Source organism: Flavobacterium sp., from assembly GCF_027531905.1.
Lineage (GTDB): Bacteria > Bacteroidota > Bacteroidia > Flavobacteriales > Flavobacteriaceae > Flavobacterium.
Window position 1 is genome coordinate 19,608 of the sequence record NZ_JAPZSU010000023.1, and the last position, 20,313, is coordinate 39,920.

Here is a 20,313-nt window from a genome sequence, read left to right on the forward strand (position 1 = left end):
AGAAGAATAAACATATCTTTTAAAAACAACAAAAACGTCTTGAGAAATCGAGACGTTTTTGTTTAATGCGAAGTGATTACTTCTTACTTGAATTAACCCGTTTTGGGAAAATATTTATTACCACATAGAATCATAGAATTTATAGTTCATTAAAAGAAACAAATAGACGTTTTACTATTCACATAGCTCATCTATTGTGAGAAATAGTGCTATTTCTATTTTTTCTATGTTGATTTGCTATTAATCTATGGCTCTATGTGGTTAAGTTTTTTATTTTATATGAATTTCATCCAACGGGTTTCAATTATATTTTCTTGACGTATTGTGTTATGATTACAATTTGTTGACCATCTACTTTTCCTTCAATATATTCAGCATTTTCATGATCCAAACGAATGTTTCTTACGGCAGTTCCTTGTTTGGCCACCATGCTAGAGCCTTTTACTTTTAAATCTTTGATGAGTACTACAGAGTCACCGTGTTCTAGAATTACACCATTGCTATCTCGGTGAATGATTTTGTTTTCGTCTTCTTCGCCTTCACCTGTAGCTTTTGCCCAAGCTAAATCCTCTTCTTCAAAATACATTTGATCGGCTAGTTCTTGATTGTGTAAACGACTTAACATTCTCCAAGAAAGAACTTGAACCGGAAGGTGTTCGCTCCACATGCTGTCATTCAGGCATCTCCAAAGATTAATGTCCATTTTTTCAGGATTTTCTATTTGGTCAATAAGCGTAGCGTTGATTAAAACAGATTCATCTAGTCCACCTTTTCGAGTGGGAAGAATTTGATATACTTTTAAATCTTCGGTAACACCTGAAAGTTCACATTTTCCTCCACTGCGTTTGTTTAATTCTCTTTCTATACTCATTTTTAGTATTCTTAATTATTTGGCAAAAATAGAGCTAATTACTAGCTTCTACAACTTGTTAGGCGGATTGTTGCTATTTGTGTAATTTTACTCTTACTGCGTCTGGGACTAGCATTTCATATTCGCCGTGGTTTCGAATAACATCACGCACAATACTCGAGCTGATATAAGAAGTTCGAGCTGCTGTTAATAAAAAGACGGTTTCTATTTTAGAAAGTCGGCGATTGGTATGTGCAATGGCTTTTTCGAATTCAAAGTCGGCTGGATTGCGTAGCCCTCTCAAGATAAAATTGGCTTCAAGTTTGTGACACAAATCGATTGTCAATCCTTCATAGGTAATCACTGTTACTTTAGGTTCATTTTTGAAAGTTTCTTCAATAAAGCGTTTTCTTTCGTCTAATGAAAACATGTATTTTTTTTCGGCATTGACACCAATTGCAATTACGATTTCATCAAAAAGGGAGATGCCTCTTTTAATGATGTCTTCGTGACCTAAGGTTATCGGATCAAAGGATCCTGGGAATATGGCTTTTTTCATTTGTTTTTTGTGGTTGTGAGTTGCTTGTTTTTATGAGCTCAGTGGCTTAGAATCTTAGCGACTCAGAAACTTAATTTAGTGCTAACTCAATAGCATTAGTAAACAAATCTTCAAGAGAAATTCCAGCAGCTCTCGCTTGTTGTGGAATCAAACTTTCGGTAGTTAGACCAGGAATAGTATTCATTTCTAGCATGTGCGGTTCGCCATCGACAATTATGAATTCACTTCTAGAGAAGCCTTTCATTTTCAAAACTTCATAGGCGCGTTTTGCAATTTCGCCTACTTTTTGAGTCATTTCATCAGAAATACGAGCGGGAGTAATTTCTTGTGATTTACCCTCATATTTGGCCTCGTAATCAAAGAAATCATTGTCAGAAACAATTTCAGTAATCGGTAAAACGGTTATTTTTCCTTGGTAGTTAATTACACCAACAGAGACCTCTGTTCCATCTAAGAAACTTTCGATGATGATTTCGTTATCTTCTTTATAAGCAACTTCGATAGCGATTGGTAATTCAGCTTCTGTTTTTACTTTAGAAATTCCAAAACTAGAACCAGCTTTATTCGGTTTTACGAAGCAAGGCAATCCTACTTTTTTTACGATTTCGGTAGTATTTATAAGGTCGCCTTTGTTTAGATAATACGAAGTTGCGGTTTTGATGCCATAGGGTTTTAAAACCGATAAAAGATCTCTTTTGTTAAAGGTCAATGCGGCTTGATAGTAATTGCATGCCGTTTGTGGAATACCCAAAAGTTCAAAATAGGCTTGTAGTAATCCATCTTCTCCGGGAGTTCCGTGAATAGCATTGAACACACAGTCAAAGGTAATTTTTGTTCCGTTTACAGTTACCGAAAAGTCATTGCGATCGATTGGGAATTCGGCATCATTTGCATCTACATACACCCATTTTTCTTTGAAGATGTGTATTCTAAATCCAGTATACTTGGTTTTGTCAAGGGTTTGGTAGACTACGTTTCCGCTAATTAGGGAGATTTTGTATTCACTAGAATAACCTCCCATGATGATGGCAATGTTTTTCATTTTAAAAGTTTAATCGGTTAACCGTTTAATCGATTAAAAGATTAAACGTATTCAAAACAAAATTATCATTTTTTTTGAAACGAAATACCTTTATCTTTGTTGCTTCTTAAAAATTAATTTATGAGTTTACGTAAGTATCTTACTAGTCGCGTTTTTTTCGGTCAATTGTTTATAGCTATTGCTATTATTGCTGTTTTGGCTTATTTGTTTATGCATTGGTTAACATTTACAACCGATCATGGGCATGAAATTGCGGTTCCGAATTTAGCTAAACTAACCGAAGAACAAGTAGAAGAGAAGTTGGATGATTTGGACTTGGATTATGAGCTTTTAGACTCTGTAGATTATAGAGATGATTATCCAAAATTTAGCGTAGTAGAGCAAGATCCTTTACCAGGAACCAAAGTAAAAGTAGGTCGAAAAGTATACATTAAAATTAATTCTTCAGGATTTTCTTCAGTTCAGATTCCAAATTTAATAGAGAAAACCTACCGTGAAGCCGTACCCACGCTAAAAGCTTTAGGACTTGAAGCAGGGACAGTCACTTATATTCCGAATTTAGCCAAAGACATGGTTCTTGAAATGCGCTTTAAAGGTAGAAATCTAAAAGCGGGAGATCGAGTTTTGAAAGCCTCTAAAATTGATTTGGTCTTAGGAGATGGAAAAGCTACTTATGAAGATGAAGCGGCTAAAGATACTTTGCAAGCGCCTGCTGTAGAATCAGAAACACCTTTGAATGAACAATAATACCGAAACATTAGATTTAGAAGACGAGTTATTTGAACATTATCGATTTGAGGTTCCTAAGGGGCAAGCTATTTTGAGAATTGATAAGTATTTGATGAACTTGATTCAGAATGCTACCCGAAATAAAATTCAGAATGCCGCTACGGATGGGAATATTTTTGTAAATGATATTCCTGTAAAATCCAATTATAAAGTCAAGCCTTTTGATGTAATAACGGTGATGTTATCGCATCCACCCTTTGAGAATCATATTCTTCCCGAAGATCTTCCGTTGAATATCGTTTATGAAGATGCTGCTTTATTGTTGGTTAACAAAGATCCTGGAATGGTGGTACATCCCGGACATGGGAATTATACGGGAACTTTAGTGAATGCTTTGGCACATCATTTTGATAATCTACCGATGAACAGTAGCGAGCGCCCTGGATTGGTACATCGTATTGATAAAGATACTTCGGGTTTGTTGGTAGTTGCAAAAACGGAAGCAGCTATGACACATTTGGCAAAACAATTTGAGGCCAAAACTACAGAACGTGAATATATTGCTTTGGTTTGGGGAAATGTTGTTGCTGATAGCGGAACCATTGAAGGGAACCTAGCACGTCACTTAAAAGATAGAATGCAAATGGCTGTTTTTGATGATCCAGAAATTGGGAAACCAGCTATTACTCATTATAAAGTGTTAGAGCGTTTTGGTTATGTTACTTTGATTTCTTGTCAGTTAGAAACAGGAAGAACTCACCAGATTAGAGCGCACATGAAACACATTGGTCATCCGTTGTTCAATGACGAACGTTATGGAGGGCATTTAATACTTAAAGGGACAACGTTTACAAAATACAAGCAGTTTATAGAAAATTGCTTTAAAGCCCTGCCGAGACAAGCTTTGCATGCTAAAACCTTAGGTTTTGTTCATCCAACGACAGGCGAAATGATGCGTTTTGATACAGAAATACCAGCAGATTTTCAAGATTGTATTGATAGATGGCGCAATTATTGCAAGACGCACGAAACTAGCGAAGAAGAATAAACAAAAGGACTTGTATTTAAAACAAGTCCTTTTTCTATTAAAGAAGTATTTTCTCAATCAGAATACTGTTCTGGTTGTTGTCAAAATACGTACACGTTTTTTCGATGATATTTACGGTCCATTGTGCTATCCCGCATTGAGCAGCTTGTTTGCAAAAAGTCAAATAATCGGTTTGACCTTCTTGATGCATTACTAAGAATTCTATAAATCGTTCTTTATTTGCAGAAGTAGCTACTGCTAAAGTAGCATAGGTTTCTGTAGCCGTCGTTCTGTAGTTATCCGCGCCAAAATATTCAACATGACCATCGGCAACAAAAGTATCATAACCTAATACTCCTAAGTTGATTAAATCTTGAATGTACTTTGGGAAATCGGCACCTGATTTTACTTTAGCATGCGCCGCTTTAATTTGAGCAATTGTAAACATAATTTTTTTATATTAAAGTGAAATAAAATCGGAAGTTTTTGGAAACGAATTCAATGCATCGACAACAATTTGAGGGGTAGGTTGGGCTAATTTTCTTAATTTGGTGTCCATCCATGCACCATCTACCGTAATGGTAGCACACAAGACCTCGTCTCGGTAAAATTCATGTACGATAGACCAGCGTGAAGCATCGGGTTTCATTTTTGCAATTTTCGTTTGCATAACAATGGTATCCGAAAGGTTAATCTCTTTTCTAAAAACACATTCTTCTCTAAATAAAACAGGACCAAAATGTTCGGTTTTCATCACTCGCAACGTTAGACCTAATTCTTCTAAAATTTCAATACGATGTTGCGCGCCAAAATCATAATAAGCACTGTGTCGCATATGAAAATTGGGATCTAAATCGGACCAACGAAAGGAAAGTTGTTTGCTAAAGGTAGCCATAAGTATTTTTTTATTCTTTTGTAATGAAACGACAAAATTACAAATATATATCGTTTTGTGGGAGAAAGAAATAGAAATTGCAAGCTCAATTATTGCTATTCAACAAAGTTTAACTTGTTGTTTTTTTATACGTTGGTTTATTGAATAATGCATTTACTACTTTAAAATTGTGAATATCTATTTATAGAAACGTTCCTTTTTATTTTAGCTTACGTTATCTTTGGCTCCCTAAAAAAAAACAAAATGAGCACAATTTGGTACGAATGCAAAGTAAAGTACAGAAAAACCGATGAAACTGGCGGACAAAAGATTACCACCGAACCTTACTTGGTAGATGCCTTATCCTATACCGAGGCTGAAAAAAGAATCAACGAAGAAATGGCGGCTTATATCAGTGAAGAATTCAAGATTACCAACATAAAAGTGGGCAATTATGCCGAAATACATCCTTTTGAAAATGCCGATCGTTGGTTCAAATCAAAAGTGTCTTTATTGGCTTTTGACGAAGAAAGTGGCAAGGAGCGCAAGACTAATATGTATCTTTTGGTACAAGCCAATGATGTAAAAGAAGCATTTGATAACACGACTATTGCCATGAAAAACACCATGGGTGAATACACAATTCCAGCTATATCTGAATCTCCTATTATGGACGTTTTTCCTTACTTTAGTGGAGAAGAAGACGAAACGGAAGCACTTGAGCGTTTCAATGCCTTAAAAGCATCTACGGCACCCAAATTCGATACGGACACCTATGAAACCGAAGCCTTAAAAGCAGAATTACTTGAAGAAATGGAATAGTTTGTTTTAGTTTTATTTAATCAAAAAAACCTGCAAAAACTTTGTCTTTGCAGGCTTTTTAATGTTTTGTGAAACAGAATCTATTTATCAATCGATCCTAAAACACGCTTCATGAACGTGTTCAAAGCTTCTTTTTTATCTGTACCTGTTTTCACCATTTTATTTACTTCCAAAGCACCATACATATTCGAAATCAATTCGCCTATCACATCCAACTCTTCGTCTTTCAAAGAAGGAACTTCTGTAAGTGCTTCTAAAACTTCTATAGTTTCAATGATGTAATCTTGGTCGTTTTCTTCTATAAATTGAGTCAAGTGTTTGATAACAGGTAATTTCATTGGAATAAATGTATAAAGATTGGAAATAATTGTGAGTTAGGGTAACTCGTTTTCTTAAGCGATTTCTTTTACTAAATCGGCTAAAACTTCTGCTTTATTAGTTTGTGTTTCGTTAACTAATTTTCCTCCAACAAACGTAGCAAAAGTAGGTAGGTTACTCACATTAGCTAACTTTCTAGATTCAGGTGAATTTTCAGCATCCACCAAAACAAACGTTAGGTTTTCGTTTTCAGTGGCCATTTTTTTGAATTTTGGTTTCATAATTCTGCAATTACCACACCAAGAAGCCGAATATTGAACCACTACTTTTTCGTTTTGTGCTACCAAAGCACCTAACGTATCTTCGTTTAATTCGATTAACATAATTTAAATTTTAAAATTCATTTTTTTAAAATCCCAAATTCCAATTTTTGATAGTCCTAAAACGAACTACATTGGAATTTGGAATTTAAAATTTGGAACTTGTTATTAGTTTAAGCTTAAGTATTCAGCAGTACTTTTTCTGTCAGCATTCATTGCTTCTTTACCAGCTTCCCAGTTAGCAGGACAAACTTCACCTTTTACTTGAATGTGAGTGTAAGCATCTACCATACGCAAATATTCGTTTACGTTACGACCTAATGGCATATCGTTAACACTTTCGTGGAAAATTTTTCCAGTTTCGTCAATCAAATAAGTAGCTCTGTAAGTTACGTTAGAACCTTCAAGAATTACAGAATCAGTTTCTTCGCTGTAGCTAGTAGATTCGATATCCAAAATACCTAAAATGTTAGCCAAGTTTCTGTTAGTGTCAGCCAAGATTGGGTACGTTACTCCCTCGATACCACCATTGTTTTTTGGTGTGTTCAACCAAGCAAAGTGTACTTCGTTAGTATCGCAAGAAGCACCAATTACAATTGTATTTCTTTTTTCAAATTCTGGTAAAGCGGCTTGAAAAGCGTGTAATTCAGTTGGACATACAAAAGTGAAATCTTTTGGATACCAGAACAACAATACTTTTTTGTTGTTGTTTACTGCTTCTTCAAAAATGTTGATTTTCAAATTGTCTCCCATTTCAGAGATAGCATCAACCGCAATACTTGGAAATTTTTTACCTACTAATGACATAATGATTATAATTTAAAATTTTGATTATTTCTGTTCGGCAAAGGTAATTAGTAAGTGTACGAGTTATTCAAAATTTTAATTATAATTAACTATAATTGGATAGGAGTTGCTTATTTTGTAAAAAATCAACAGTTTTTAACGAAAACGTAGTAGATATTTTAAAATATTGATAGCTAGTGGTTTGTGGGTGTATTTTGGCTAATTTTTAGGAGCAGGAAACTTTAGGCTCTTATGGAAACAAAGTCCCGCTCTCCGCTATATCTTGCTTGCCGAACCCCGGCAATCAAGGATGCCGCTCCCATCGGGGCTAAAAAGCAGCAATGGGCTTTCTTGTGAGCATTAGTCAAAAAAAAACGATAGCTTACAACTATCGTTTCTATATTTTTTACATTTAGTTATTTCAAAAGCAAAGTGACGGGTAAAGTTCCTTCGTATGCTTGGTTCAATACTATTTTTTGAGCCGCTACTTCTTGAAATTCAATAAGGTCTTGATAGGCTACGACAACAATTTTGGTGGCCATAATATTCTGAAGCACTTGCAGTGCATACGGATTTCCAAACAAATGAAACACTACTTTCTTAGTCAACACCACTTCACTTAGCCAAGTGATTAATGCTTCTTCAATTTCAAATTTTGCCAATGGTTTGGCCTTCGGTACAAATAAAGCAATAACCAAAGTGTCATATTTGTCTATTGCTTGTAGTTTTTCCTCCAGATTTTCCTCTCCCAATGCAATCGAAAAAGAATCTCCCTGAATGGTATCTTTTAATCCTTCAAAGAATGGATTATCACTTTCTCTATAAACACTCACTTTTGCCACGCTTCCACCATTACTAATGAAGTCAGATATAGATGAGGTGCTGTCTTTTTTTACTAATGTGATGGCTTTTTCAGCACATTTTTGGTTGATTATAGCTGTAGATTTCCAATCTAAATCAGTTGTTTCAATTTTGCTTTCAGTAATCAATCCAGCTTGTACTTTGCATTTCCAAATACGTTCAAAACTGGCTTCAATTCTTGAAATATCAGCTCTTTTTAAAATTTCCTGAATCCCTTCGGGTACATTTTCTGCAAAGCACAACACATCGTTTCCAGCATTAAAAGCTTCCCATTCCAAAATCCCTTTAGTTGGGTACAGTTTGGAAACACTATGCATATTCAAAGCATCCGAAATCACCAAACCATCGTATCCCAATCGTTCTCTAAGCAAACCTTCAATCACTGCTTTTGAAAGTGTAGCCGAGGTATTTGCACCATTGTTTAGAGCAGGAACAGCCAAATGCCCAATCATTATAGAGTCGACCTTGTTTTCAATTCCTTCGATAAAAGGAACTAATTCATTAGATAGTAACTCGTCTAAGTTCTCATTCAGAACGGGCAATCCTAAATGCGAATCGACATTGGTATTACCGTGACCTGGGAAGTGTTTTAAACAACCCAAAATTCCCGCAGCTGTCATTCCTCTTAAATATTCCAAAGCAAAGGTGGTAACTTTGTTTTTGTCTTCTCCAAAAGACCGATACCCAATTACAGGATTGTTTGGGTCAGTATTAATGTCTGCCAAAGGAGACAAGTTGTAATGTATACCAGCCGATTGTAAGTCTTTTCCAATTTGTTTTCCTATTTCATAGACCAACTCTTTATCTGCTACAGGAATAGCTCCAAGTGTAATGGCATAAGGATATTGAGGTGTTTTTTCAACACGCATCGCCAAACCCCATTCGGCATCTATACTCATTAATAGCGGAGTTTTTGCCGCTTTTTGGTAACGAATAATTAAGGCTTTTAATCGCTCGTAACTTTCATCATTGAATTCAATTTTTTTGTTGCCTTCATAATTGGTAGCCGCACTAGCTCGACTATGAAAAAAGGTCAAACCACCAATATTGTATTCACGAATCAAGTGTTCTGTTGCCTGAATGTTTTCCTCGCTGTCGTTAATAAATACAGCGGGAAAAAAGAATTGTCCTATTTTTTGTTCGGTTGTCATTGTTTATACTTTAAATTAGTATAGGTATGTTAATGAATTACGGATTTGAGGATAAAAAAAGCTTTTTTTACTTAGTTTTTGATAATGATTTTGAATTTACAAGAGATTTCATTTGTGTAATGGCTATTTCATTCAACTTTATTAATCTTTCTTGCTGATTAATTTTTTGTGATATTAGCATTGCATTAATACTTTCAAGATTTGATAGCACAACAAGTTGTTCAATTGTTGCTGTATCTCTTATGTTGCCTTTTTCATTTTGATTTTCGCTACGCCATTCTTTAGCGGTCTTACCAAAAAGAGCTACATTTAAGATATCAGCTTCATCAGCATAAATTAAATTTTTTTGATGAGTAGTTAAGCTTTTTGGAACTAAATTTTCCTTTATAGCATCTGTATGGATTCTATAATTTATTTTAGAAATAGTCCTTTGTAAATTCCATTCAAGTTTATTTAGACTGTTCTCTTCTGATTTTAATCTTTGGAATTCTTTAACCAAATAAATTTTGAATTCTGGACTTATCCACATCCCAAATTCAAAAGCTATATCTTGATGAGCATAAGTACCACCGTATCTGCCAGAGGTAGCTTTAATGCCAATTGCATTAGTTTTTTCTACCCATTCTTTTACACTTAATTTGTAGTTATTTAAGCCTGCTTGGCTTTTAATTATGGCGAATTCGCCATAATTAAAATTTGAATTATGAATTCGCTCCCAAATACCTAAATATTCAATAGTATTTCTGTTTCTTAACCAATCCGATATAAAAAAATCTCCATCTTTAGCTTTCAACATATCAGTGATAGAAATATAATCTTGATTGTTGGATTGAATTATCGTTATCTCTTTTCCTTGTACGTTTAATTTTGCCATTTAAACTACAGTTAATCAATTTGTTTTAGACTAAATTTACTTTTATAGAATCAAATTAACTTTCTTTTTTTCCAAAATCATAAGGAAAAATCAAAAAGCGAGATAAAATAATTCCGGGAATTGTTGCTAAAAATACCCAAATAAAGAAGTTACCATAACCCAAATACTCTTGAATATAACCACTTGCCATTCCGGGAAGCATCATTCCCAAAGCCATAAATCCAGTAGCGATAGAGTAGTGGGAGGTTTTGGATTCTCCTTCGGCTACATAAATCAAATACATCATGAAAGCAGCAAAACCAAAACCATAACCAAATTGTTCAATCACAACGACCGCAGTTATGTGTGGATTTAAATTATAATCAAAAATAATCTTTAAGAATTCAAAATGAAGGTTAACAATATCTGATGGATGATAATGCGATAAATAAACAAACCCAATAATTGGCAAATGCATCGTTAAAATCATTGGGAGCATCCATTTTCCTAGACCGTCCCTCGAGATGACGATGCCTCCAATGATTCCACCAATTACCAAAGCGAATACTCCAAAGGTTCCGTAAATAATCCCAACATCTTCGGTACTTAATCCCATTCCGCCTTTGGCTACATCATCAATCAAAAAAGGAGAAAGCATCTTCATCAATTGTGATTCTCCCAATCGATATACTAATATGAATGTCAGAATCAATCCAATTTGTTTCTTTTGGAAAAAAGTAGCGAATACTTCGGTAAAACTTCCTTTATGATTGGCATTACTTTTTATGTATTCCTGTTCAATTTCTGGGTTTGGTGTCATAAAAAAGTTGTAGACCGTGATGAAAATCATAATCAAAGCTACAACGAGCATAGTATACGACCAAGCTTTACTTTTGTCTCCGTATTTTTCTTCTAAAAATCCAGCCAAAAGTACAATTACACCATTGGCGGTAAGCATCGATAAACGGTAAAAAGTACTGCGAATCCCTAAGAAAAAAGATTGTTTGTCTTTGGTTAACGCCAATAAATAGAATCCATCAATAGCCACATCATTAGAAGCAGAAGCAAAAGCACCCACCCAAAATAAAGCCAAACTCAATACAAAAAAATGTTGCATCGGAATGGTTAATCCAACGATTAAAAAAGCAATGGAAATGACCAATTGCATTGCCAAAAACCATTTTCTTTTGGTAGCGTGCAAATCGATAAATGGACTCCAAAGCGGTTTAATCACCCAAGGCAAGTAGAGTAAACTAGTGTACATTCCAATATCTTCATTGCTGATGCCTAAATTTTTGTACATCAAAACAGATACTGAAATGATTATGGCATACGGAAAACCTGATGCAAAATTCAAAAGCGGTATCCAAAGCCAAGGCGTTTTTTCTGATTTCATAAAGTGTTCGGAAAGGGTGGGTTAGTCTTCTTTGGGTAAATCAATGATGGTCTCTTTGCTTTCATTGCCGTAAAAGTCAATAAAAGTAAGGGCAAAAGCTTTTTTCTTATCAACATCGCTTAGTGAAATACTAAAATTAATTATTGTTGCTTTTGGGTCAACAAAATATTTCTTCATAATTTGACTGGCTTCTTGAAGGTCGATTTTAGAATCTCTTTTGGCACCATACACCACTACATAACGAATTTTTGTATTCAAAGGTATTGGTAAAGTAAAAGTACAATTGGCCGAATCAATTTCAATTTTATTAACTACAGGTGTATCGATTACAATGTGTTTAGAATTGGGAACAGGCAATGGAATGGCAGGATATTTATATTGATGACTTTGTAACAATTGCGTAACGTCTCTATTGCTGTTTACAAAGCATTTGGCGCTGAAAAATGCATTCCCTTGCACGTTGGGATAGCTTCTGGTTAAATCAATTTGGTTGGGAATTTCGTGAATGTTGTTCCATTTTTTATCTGAATCGGCTTTGATTTTGTAACTGCCGTTGCCCATGTAGAGATTAACACCACTCGTATTTTCTGACCACCATTTTAACAATTTAGCATAAGAAGCGGTTTTGTGGTCAATGCTCCAGTACAATTGGGGCAACAGGTAATCAATCCATTTGTTTTGCATCCAAAGAATGGGATCGGCGTACAAATCATCATAATTGGTTTGTCCCGATTGTGTATCAGAACCTTTTGGATCTACTGACTTGTTTCTCCAAACGCCAAAAGGGCTAATGCCAAATTGCACCCAAGGCTTGTGATTTTTGATGACCGAATGAATGTTTTTGACAAAAGTGGTTACATTGTTTCTTCTCCAATCTTCCAAGTTCATACCGTTACCATATTTTTTGAAAGATTCCGAATCATTAAAGGCCTCACCTTTGATTTTGTAAGGATAAAAGTAATCATCAAAATGAATGGCATCTATATCGTATTTTTGGACTACTTCTTCAACCACCAAAGCCAAATGATTTTGAACCTCAGGTAGTGCAGGATTGTAGTACATTTTTCCGCCATAAGTAATCATCCATTCTGGATGTTTAAAAATGTCATGGTTGGGGCTCAATTGTGCTTTATTTAGATCGAATGTAGCGCGATAAGGGTTTAACCAAGCATGAAATTCAAATCCTCTTTGGTGAGCTTCGTCAATCATCCATTCTAAGGTGTCATAATATGGGGTAGGCGCTTTTCCTTCTTTCCCAGTCAAAAATCGAGACCAAGGCGCTAAATCTGATGGATAAAATGCATCACCAACACTTCGGATTTGTACAATAACTGCATTGTAATTTAGCTTTTGATAGGTATCAAGTATTTTTAAATAATCTGCTTTTTGTTTGGCAACGGAGTCGGTACTTTTTTTAGGCCAATCAATGTTGACTACCGTGGCAATCCAAACACCTCTGAATTCATTTTTTGGGAAATGATCTTTTTTTTGAGTATACCCTTTAGTGACGGTAGCTATTAAAAAAATTAAAATAGGGAGAATTACTTTGTTTTTGGTCATTTTGTAATCGTTTATAATGCTTTCAAAAATAGTTTTTTTTACTTTAGAAAAACGAATAATGTTCTAAATAAGTTCATAAAGTTGCTAGTCAAACGACATGCTTTGAAAGGTTTTGTTTTATGATTAATGGCTTTTGGGTTTAAATACATATGCGTTTAGAAAAAAATAAACCACTTTCAATGTAATTTTGAAAGTGGTTTTATTTTGGGCAAAAAAGGTAAAAATAAAGTGGTTATTATTTTTTGGAATTGAAATTATTTACCAATTTTATAAACTAATTTTATATAATTACTTCCAACTATCGGAATTCCATTGATACTTCTTCTTTCTTTCCAATTTGAGTTTCCATACATGGCATTAATGTCTACTCTTGGTAATGCATTGAATAAATATTCTACTGCAATCGAATCAGAGATGTGAATCCGATAGGCTAGATTAGCACCTATCGATAAGTGAGAGCTTTTTTGTTCAACGGAAATGCCTCCTCCCCAATTTCCCCATCTGTTGATCAGAGTGGGTTCTATCGATGGAATTATAACAGATTTAATATGCATGCTGCCAATTCTTGCATATAGCGGAATGTGGTACCCTAAACCTATGGTGTTTTTACTAAATTGAATCATATCAAAACGTTCATAACCTACATTAATTTCAAAATTCCTTGAAACCATTGCAAATTGTAAAAAATAATTCAAACCACTTTTATTATTCGTAGGTTCACTGCCAGAAACCAAGTTTCGCGCGTCTAATGCGCCAGAAAATGATAGATAATTTTCTTTTTCATTTTGTGCAAATGCGATGACGCTTACTAGTAATAAAATAAATGTTTTCATCGTGTTTAGGTTTTAAGTTAGAATTCTAAGGCATGTTTTTCTGTTTTTTGAGTTGTTGTTTGTTCATTAAATAGAATAGTTTTATTTTTTATGATTGAGCTCATAAATAAAAGAGCTAAGTTCTTTAGTAATTTTATCTAAATCTCTTGCTGAATCCTTGATTAGTTCAATGAATTCTAGATTTTCTTCGTTGGTATTGCCAATAATGGTTAATAGATTAGCTAGTCCTAATATATTAGTAAGTGGTAAACGAACTTTGTGGGATATGGTAAACATGATTTCTTCCAGACCTTTATGGATATCACTTTTTAGTGATTTTTCCGATCCTTTCAATTCTTTAAATTGCTGAAGAACTTGAATGCTTAAGTCTTCTTTTTCTATTTGTAAGTCAATTAGTGATTTTTTTAAATCATTAATTTCAGAAGTAAGTTTTTTTTTGGTATTTATATACGTATCCACTTCACTATCTAGTGCAATAATTTGTTTGTAATTCTTCGGATTTGATAAATAACAATAAAACTATTGATTTCTTTTTTATTATCCATTTCGTACACTTTAAGTTTATTACAATAAATAAAGAAGGTATGGAGAAGGAAAGAATTAGTGTTTAAATAAGAATTCTTTTTTTTGTCGGAATGCTTAAACCTTGTTTGGCTTGTCTAATGAACGTCTGTTTTTTATATTACTTTAAAATTAATGATATTAATTGGTATTTACTATTCTTTATCTAATAAATAAATAAATAAAAAGTTGCGTATTAACACATTTTTTAGGAAAAATTAGATAAAAACATAAATTATGTAATAATTGCATTTTAAATTATTAATTTATTTCTTACGTATATTTTCCTTTTGCTTTTTAATGACATAGATTTTTTTAAACTAATAAAAATAGGCGGAGATTATTTTTTTAGGTATAACAGATAAAAGTAATAAAATGGAAAAGTTTTGCTCACAAATTATCGATTGCAAACGTAACTACAAAGAGGTTTGAATTAGGTGATAGATTGAGATTTGCAATGTCATCAATAATGGTAATTATCTAATTTTATTTGCAAAATTAAATGCAAAAAATACATTATCAGCCAATGGTAATGGTGTGCTTTCGTTTTTGCTGCCAAATTATTTATGCTAAAGACTAAATCTTGATGCATTGGTTGTAACTGCTAAATGATGATTATTTATAAATTGCAATTTACTATGCAATTCAAAACCATTTTTTAGTTTATTTTTAGATAAAGCCAAATATTGAATTTTAATATTTTTTTGTTTCAGTATTTTTTATTTTTCGTATTAAATTAGATGATTGCATGACACATTAGTAAGATAATTATACACTATGTGATTTAGATGTTAGTAAATAATTATCATATAATTATTAATTTTCTCTTCTATATTGGTTTTATGTATATATTTGACTTTTTTATTGCATTAAAAAAGAATTATTTGTGTTTATTATAAAGTTTTGAAAATAAAGCAAGTTATGAACTAACTTGTTTTATATTTTAATGATACAATAATTTAATTTTCAGTTTTAAAAGCATTTATTTGCAAAGCATATATTAATTAACCATTACCGATAAAATTTAGAACATGGCATTAAAAGGTTTATTTAGGAAAAAGACTGTTCAAGACATTTTAAAACAAGTTGAAAAAAATAATTTAGACGGGCATGATGCATTAGGAAAACACTTAACTGCTCGTGATTTAACTGCATTTGGTATTGCTGCCATTGTAGGTGCTGGAATTTTTAGTACCATTGGTAAAGCTAGTGCAGATGGAGGTCCAGCGGTGATTTTCTTGTTTTTGTTTACAGCTGTAGCTTGTAGTTTTGCTGCATTTGCTTATGCTGAATTCGCCTCAATGGTACCTGTTTCGGGCAGTGCTTATACGTATTCTTATGTAGCTTTTGGGGAACTTATAGCTTGGATTATCGGATGGGCCTTAATCATGGAATATGCTGTCGGAAATATTACTGTAGCCATCTCGTGGAGTGATTATTTTACTGGACTGCTGCAAAGTGGTGGTATTACATTGCCGCAATGGGTGCAAATGGATTATTTAACGGCCTCTAATGGCTTTAAGCACGCAACAGCTTTAATGCAAGGTGGTAAATCTTTTGAGAATTTATCGGCTGTCAATCAAGCTGCTTATACCGCTTGGACAACATCTCCAACTATTGGTTCTTTTCATTTAGTAGCCGATTTACCTGCTTTGTTGATTATTATATTAATTACAGCTTTAGTATACCGTGGTATGAAAGAGTCGCGAAATGCTAGTAATCTAATGGTTGCCATAAAAGTGTGTATCGTATTATTAGTAATTGCAGTTGGAATCTTTTACGTGGATACAGCTAATTGGTCTCCTTTTGCACCTAATGGCGTTTCTGGGGTACTAAAGGGAGTCTCTGCGGTGTTTTTTGCTTATATTGGTTTTGATGCAATTTCGACTACAGCCGAAGAATGTAAAGATCCTCAACGCGATTTGCCAAAAGGAATGATGTGGGCTATTATTTTGTGCACACTTTTATATATTGCAATCGCTTTGGTTTTGACTGGAATGGTGAGTTACAACGAACTGAATGTTGGTGATCCATTGGCTTTTGTATTTGATAAATTAGATTTAAAATGGATGTCTGGGATTATTGCAGTTTCTGCCGTTATTGCCATGGCCAGTGTGTTATTAGTTTTTCAAATGGGGCAACCTCGTATTTGGATGAGTATGAGTAGGGATGGTTTGTTGCCAAAGAAATTTTCAACAGTACACCCAAAATTCAAGACACCTTCTTTTGCCACAATTGTTACTGGTTTTGTAGTAGCTGTACCCGCTTTGTTCCTAAACTTAACTATGGTTACCGATTTATGCAGTATCGGAACTTTATTTGCTTTTGTATTAGTATGTGCTGGTGTACTAGCCTTGCAGAACAAACCAGATATTCCACGAGGGAAATTCAAGACGCCCTATGTGAATTCAAAATATATTATGCCTCTTCTTTTAATAATAGGTTTAGTTTTTGCTTTTGGATATAATGAAAAAGCTACAATGGATTTTATTACCAATAAAACGCAAGTCAATGAACCTTCTGCCATTGTGACTTCATTGAATAAAGAAGAAACTCAAAAGGTTTCAGCCTATTTAACTGCTTTAGAAGGAGAATCAGCGGTCGAGTCATCATCAGATTTAGAAAATTTATTGAGTATACATGCCGAAGATGATTCAAAATATGCGACAGTTGTAGCTGGATTGCCAATTTCAGATGCCAAAAAATATGAAAGTGGTTTTAAGTTATTTAAACACAAAATACCTATGTGGATTTTCTTGTTCTCATTAATTGTATTATGTGTTTGGGCTTACAAACAAAATTTATCTTTAATTCCTCTTCTTGGATTAATTTGTTGTCTTTATATGATGGCCGAATTAAGTGTCTGGAATTGGATTTATTTTGGCGTTTGGTTATTAATTGGTTTGGTGATTTACTTCAGCTACAGTCGAAAAAACAGTAAATTGAATACTATTACTTTATAAAAGCATTCATAAATAAGCAACCTCTTAACACAAACTAAGAGGTTTTTTTATGCCTTAATTTAAAAGTGTTGATAAAATATACGGACTTACTTTTCTTTTAATATCTTTATACATAATGTTTTAAATTTTCATGATAGTTATTATCTATTAAAAATAATTAATCAACAGATAAAACTATGGTAAATTAGCATGCATTAAGCTATCAATTAAATTAAACATACTATGGAAAGTAACAGTAATTCTTCTAACGGAAGTGGTAAATGTCCGTTTTCTAGCGGAGCGCTAACTAAAATCGCAAACTCAGGTGCAAGCAATCAAGATTGGTGGCCTAAATCCCTCAACTTAGATATTCTTCATCAGCACGATAATAAAACCAATCCTTTAGGAGCGTCTTTTAATTATGCTGAAGAATTTAAAAAATTAGATTTAGAAGCATTAAAAAATGATTTAAAAGCTTTCATGACAGAAAGTCAAGAGTGGTGGCCTGCTGATTGGGGACATTATGGTGGTTTGATGATCAGAATGGCGTGGCATTCTGCCGGTACGTACAGAATTGCAGATGGTCGTGGAGGCGCAGGAACAGGAAACATTCGTTTTGCTCCGCTAAACAGTTGGCCTGATAATGGTAATTTGGATAAAGCCAGAAGGTTATTGTGGCCGATTAAAAAGAAATATGGTAACAAAATTTCATGGGCCGATTTGATAATATTAGCAGGGACTATGGCTTATGAATCGATGGGACTCAAAACATTTGGTTTTTCAGGAGGTCGTGAAGATATTTGGCATCCAGAAAAAGACGTGTATTGGGGAGCAGAAAAAGAATGGTTAGCCAAAAGCGGTAGTGAAGGCAGCAGATATTCAGGAGAAAGAGATTTAGAAAACCCATTGGCATCTGTAATGATGGGTTTGATTTATGTGAATCCAGAAGGAGTAGACGGACAACCCGATCCTTTAAAAACGGCACACGATGTTCGTATCACTTTTCAACGTATGGCAATGAACGATGAAGAAACGGTGGCATTAACTGCCGGTGGGCATACCGTTGGAAAAGCACACGGAAATGGAGATGCATCAAAATTAGGCCCAGAACCAGAAGGTGGCGCAATTGAAAATCAAGGCTTAGGATGGTTGAACCCCAAAGGAAATGGAAATGCTAGCGATACGGTAACTAGTGGTTTGGAAGGATCTTGGACTACTAATCCTACTCGTTGGGATAACGAATATTTTGATTTGTTGTTGAATCATGATTGGGCGTTAACCAAAAGCCCTGCAGGTGCTTGGCAATGGGAACCGACCAACATCAAAGAAGAAGATAAACCTTTTGACGCTCACAATCCATCAGTACGAAGAAATCCAATCATGACAGATGCTGATATGGCTATGAAAATGGATCCAGCATACCGAGCAATTTCTGAGCGTTTTTATAAAGATCCAGTGTATTTCTCTGAAGTATTTGCTAGAGCTTGGTTTAAATTGACGCATCGTGATTTAGGACCAAAAGAACGTTATTTGGGAGCCGATGTGCCAAAAGAAGATTTGATTTGGCAAGATCCTATTCCAAAAGTGGAGTACACCTTGTCGGATGCAGAAATCGAACAACTAAAAGTTACCCTATTAAACAGCGGATTGAATAGAGCAGAATTAATCAATACTGCTTGGGATAGCGCTAGAACGTTTAGAGGTTCTGATTTTAGAGGCGGAGCCAACGGTGCTCGAATCCGATTAACACCACAAAAAGATTGGCAAGCTAATGAGCCAGAAAGATTGCAAAAAGTAATTGCCAAGCTTACCGAAATTCAAGCAAGTTTGTCTAAAAAAGTAAGTCTTGCCGATTTGATTGTTTTAGGTGGAAGTGCCGCTATAGAAAGAGCAGCACAAGAAGGTGGTTTTAATGTAAAAGTACCTTTCCATGCAGGTAGAGGAGATGCTACGCAAGAAATGACCGATGTAGAATCGTTTGAGGTTTTAGAACCTACTAATGATGCTTTTAGAAATTTCATGAAAGCAAAATATGTGGTACAACCTGAAGAATTAATGCTCGACAAAGCCCAACTTCTTGGATTAACAGCTTCTGAAATGACGGTTTTATTAGGCGGTATGCGTGTTTTGGGTACAAATTATGGAGGAACCAAACACGGGGTATTCACCAACAATGAAGGTGTGCTTAGCAATGATTTCTTCGTTAATCTAACCGATATGAACTACAGTTGGAAGCCCGAAGGTGATAATTTGTATCACATTGTGGATAAAAAATCTGGGGCTACCAAATGGACAGCTACTAGAGTTGATTTGGTTTTTGGCTCTAATTCTGTTTTAAGAGCTTATGCTGAGGTATATGCACAAGACGACAACAAAGAAAAGTTTGTTACCGACTTTATTAAAGTTTGGACCAAAGTGATGAATGCTGATCGTTTTGATTTAGTGTAAATTTATGTTACACTATGCTATAGAAAAGTGGGCTTTTGAGCCCACTTTTTGTTTACAATTCTTCCAACGTTTTTTTCAATCTATGAAATTCTTCTACATCAATTTGTCCTGAAGTAAAACGTTTTTTTAGTATTCCCAAAGGCGAGTTGAATTTTGTGTACTTCCCTAATTAGAGTTGACCGTTTTTTAATTGTTTATCTTTCATTTTAGTCTTTTGGCTAAAACGGGAAATAACTTTTTGGCTTAATTAAAAAGCCGAAAAAAGTTATTCTCGTTTTATGCCACGTTATATTTTCTCATTATCAAAAATAGTTAAAATCGGCTTAGAAAAAGAGTCATCATTAACCCATTTATTTTCAAATTCTACTGGACTTAATTTAC

Annotated in this window: 19 protein-coding genes; 5 read left to right on the forward strand and 14 right to left on the reverse strand. The window is 34.3% G+C overall.

Annotated elements, in window-relative coordinates; translation table 11 throughout:
* Positions 1–304 precede the first annotated feature (304 nt).
* The 3 genes from O9307_RS07190 to O9307_RS07200 form a co-directional block, all read right to left on the reverse strand.
* The gene (locus tag O9307_RS07190; protein ID WP_298297014.1) at positions 305–871 is read right to left on the reverse strand and encodes an alkylphosphonate utilization protein; all 567 of its coding nucleotides are present in this window, start codon (positions 869–871) and stop codon (positions 305–307) included.
* Positions 872–944: 73 nt separating this feature from the next.
* The gene (gene coaD, locus O9307_RS07195; RefSeq protein ID WP_159685571.1) at positions 945–1,409 is read right to left on the reverse strand and encodes a pantetheine-phosphate adenylyltransferase; all 465 of its coding nucleotides are present in this window, start codon (positions 1,407–1,409) and stop codon (positions 945–947) included.
* A gap of 70 nt (positions 1,410–1,479) precedes the next feature.
* Entirely contained in the window at positions 1,480–2,451 is a 972-nt protein-coding gene (locus tag O9307_RS07200) for a D-alanine--D-alanine ligase (protein ID WP_298297020.1), read from the reverse strand.
* 120 nt (positions 2,452–2,571) lie between these two features.
* On the opposite strand from O9307_RS07200, the gene O9307_RS07205 reads away from it, so the two are divergent.
* A complete protein-coding gene (locus O9307_RS07205) occupies positions 2,572–3,198 on the forward strand; it encodes a PASTA domain-containing protein (RefSeq protein ID WP_298297023.1) in 627 nt (208 codons plus the stop codon).
* On the forward strand, positions 3,188–4,228 hold the full coding sequence (locus O9307_RS07210; protein ID WP_298297026.1) for an RluA family pseudouridine synthase: 1,041 nt from the start codon (positions 3,188–3,190) through the stop codon (positions 4,226–4,228). The genes O9307_RS07205 and O9307_RS07210 overlap by 11 nt, the downstream gene beginning before the upstream one ends.
* A 37-nt stretch (positions 4,229–4,265) precedes the next feature.
* On the opposite strand, the gene O9307_RS07215 is transcribed toward O9307_RS07210, so the two are convergent.
* Together O9307_RS07215 and O9307_RS07220 are read right to left on the reverse strand one after the other, a co-directional pair.
* Complete coding sequence (locus tag O9307_RS07215; protein ID WP_298297029.1) at positions 4,266–4,655, reverse strand: DUF1398 family protein; 390 nt, start codon at positions 4,653–4,655, stop codon at positions 4,266–4,268.
* A 12-nt stretch (positions 4,656–4,667) separates the two neighbouring features.
* Positions 4,668–5,102 (reverse strand): thioesterase family protein, encoded by a 435-nt coding sequence (locus O9307_RS07220; protein WP_298297032.1) that lies wholly within the window; start codon positions 5,100–5,102, stop codon positions 4,668–4,670.
* 243 nt (positions 5,103–5,345) lie between these two features.
* Here O9307_RS07220 and O9307_RS07225 point away from each other — a divergent pair, with 243 nt between their 5' ends.
* Complete coding sequence (locus O9307_RS07225) at positions 5,346–5,903, forward strand: DUF4494 domain-containing protein (RefSeq protein ID WP_298297035.1); 558 nt, start codon at positions 5,346–5,348, stop codon at positions 5,901–5,903.
* Positions 5,904–5,983: 80 nt separating this feature from the next.
* On the opposite strand, the gene O9307_RS07230 is transcribed toward O9307_RS07225, so the two are convergent.
* The 9 genes from O9307_RS07230 to O9307_RS07270 form a co-directional block, all read right to left on the reverse strand.
* Positions 5,984–6,241, reverse strand: a complete 258-nt coding sequence (locus O9307_RS07230) for a hypothetical protein (protein ID WP_298297038.1) — start codon at positions 6,239–6,241, stop codon at positions 5,984–5,986.
* A gap of 54 nt (positions 6,242–6,295) precedes the next feature.
* Positions 6,296–6,604, reverse strand: a complete 309-nt coding sequence (locus O9307_RS07235) for a thioredoxin family protein (protein ID WP_159683558.1) — start codon at positions 6,602–6,604, stop codon at positions 6,296–6,298.
* A 105-nt stretch (positions 6,605–6,709) separates the two neighbouring features.
* Positions 6,710–7,348 carry a peroxiredoxin gene (locus O9307_RS07240; protein ID WP_064714688.1) on the reverse strand — a complete coding sequence of 213 codons (639 nt, stop codon included), beginning with the start codon at positions 7,346–7,348 and terminating at the stop codon, positions 6,710–6,712.
* A gap of 395 nt (positions 7,349–7,743) precedes the next feature.
* Positions 7,744–9,339 carry a glycoside hydrolase family 3 N-terminal domain-containing protein gene (locus O9307_RS07245; RefSeq protein ID WP_298297043.1) on the reverse strand — a complete coding sequence of 532 codons (1,596 nt, stop codon included), beginning with the start codon at positions 9,337–9,339 and terminating at the stop codon, positions 7,744–7,746.
* A 67-nt stretch (positions 9,340–9,406) separates the two neighbouring features.
* The gene (locus tag O9307_RS07250; RefSeq protein ID WP_298297046.1) at positions 9,407–10,213 is read right to left on the reverse strand and encodes a KilA-N domain-containing protein; all 807 of its coding nucleotides are present in this window, start codon (positions 10,211–10,213) and stop codon (positions 9,407–9,409) included.
* Positions 10,214–10,268: 55 nt separating this feature from the next.
* Positions 10,269–11,588, reverse strand: a complete 1,320-nt coding sequence (locus tag O9307_RS07255) for an MFS transporter (RefSeq protein WP_298297049.1) — start codon at positions 11,586–11,588, stop codon at positions 10,269–10,271.
* A gap of 21 nt (positions 11,589–11,609) precedes the next feature.
* On the reverse strand, positions 11,610–13,148 hold the full coding sequence (locus tag O9307_RS07260) for a family 10 glycosylhydrolase (RefSeq protein ID WP_298297052.1): 1,539 nt from the start codon (positions 13,146–13,148) through the stop codon (positions 11,610–11,612).
* Between the two features lie 254 nt (positions 13,149–13,402).
* Entirely contained in the window at positions 13,403–13,981 is a 579-nt protein-coding gene (locus tag O9307_RS07265) for a hypothetical protein (RefSeq protein ID WP_298297054.1), read from the reverse strand.
* 81 nt (positions 13,982–14,062) lie between these two features.
* A complete protein-coding gene (locus O9307_RS07270) occupies positions 14,063–14,440 on the reverse strand; it encodes a histidine kinase dimerization/phospho-acceptor domain-containing protein (protein ID WP_298297056.1) in 378 nt (125 codons plus the stop codon).
* A 1,133-nt stretch (positions 14,441–15,573) separates the two neighbouring features.
* On the opposite strand from O9307_RS07270, the gene O9307_RS07275 reads away from it, so the two are divergent.
* Both O9307_RS07275 and katG read left to right on the forward strand, forming a co-directional pair.
* On the forward strand, positions 15,574–17,505 hold the full coding sequence (locus tag O9307_RS07275; RefSeq protein ID WP_298297058.1) for an amino acid permease: 1,932 nt from the start codon (positions 15,574–15,576) through the stop codon (positions 17,503–17,505).
* 222 nt (positions 17,506–17,727) lie between these two features.
* Complete coding sequence (gene katG, locus O9307_RS07280) at positions 17,728–19,932, forward strand: catalase/peroxidase HPI (protein WP_298297061.1); 2,205 nt, start codon at positions 17,728–17,730, stop codon at positions 19,930–19,932.
* Positions 19,933–20,313 lie beyond the last annotated feature (381 nt).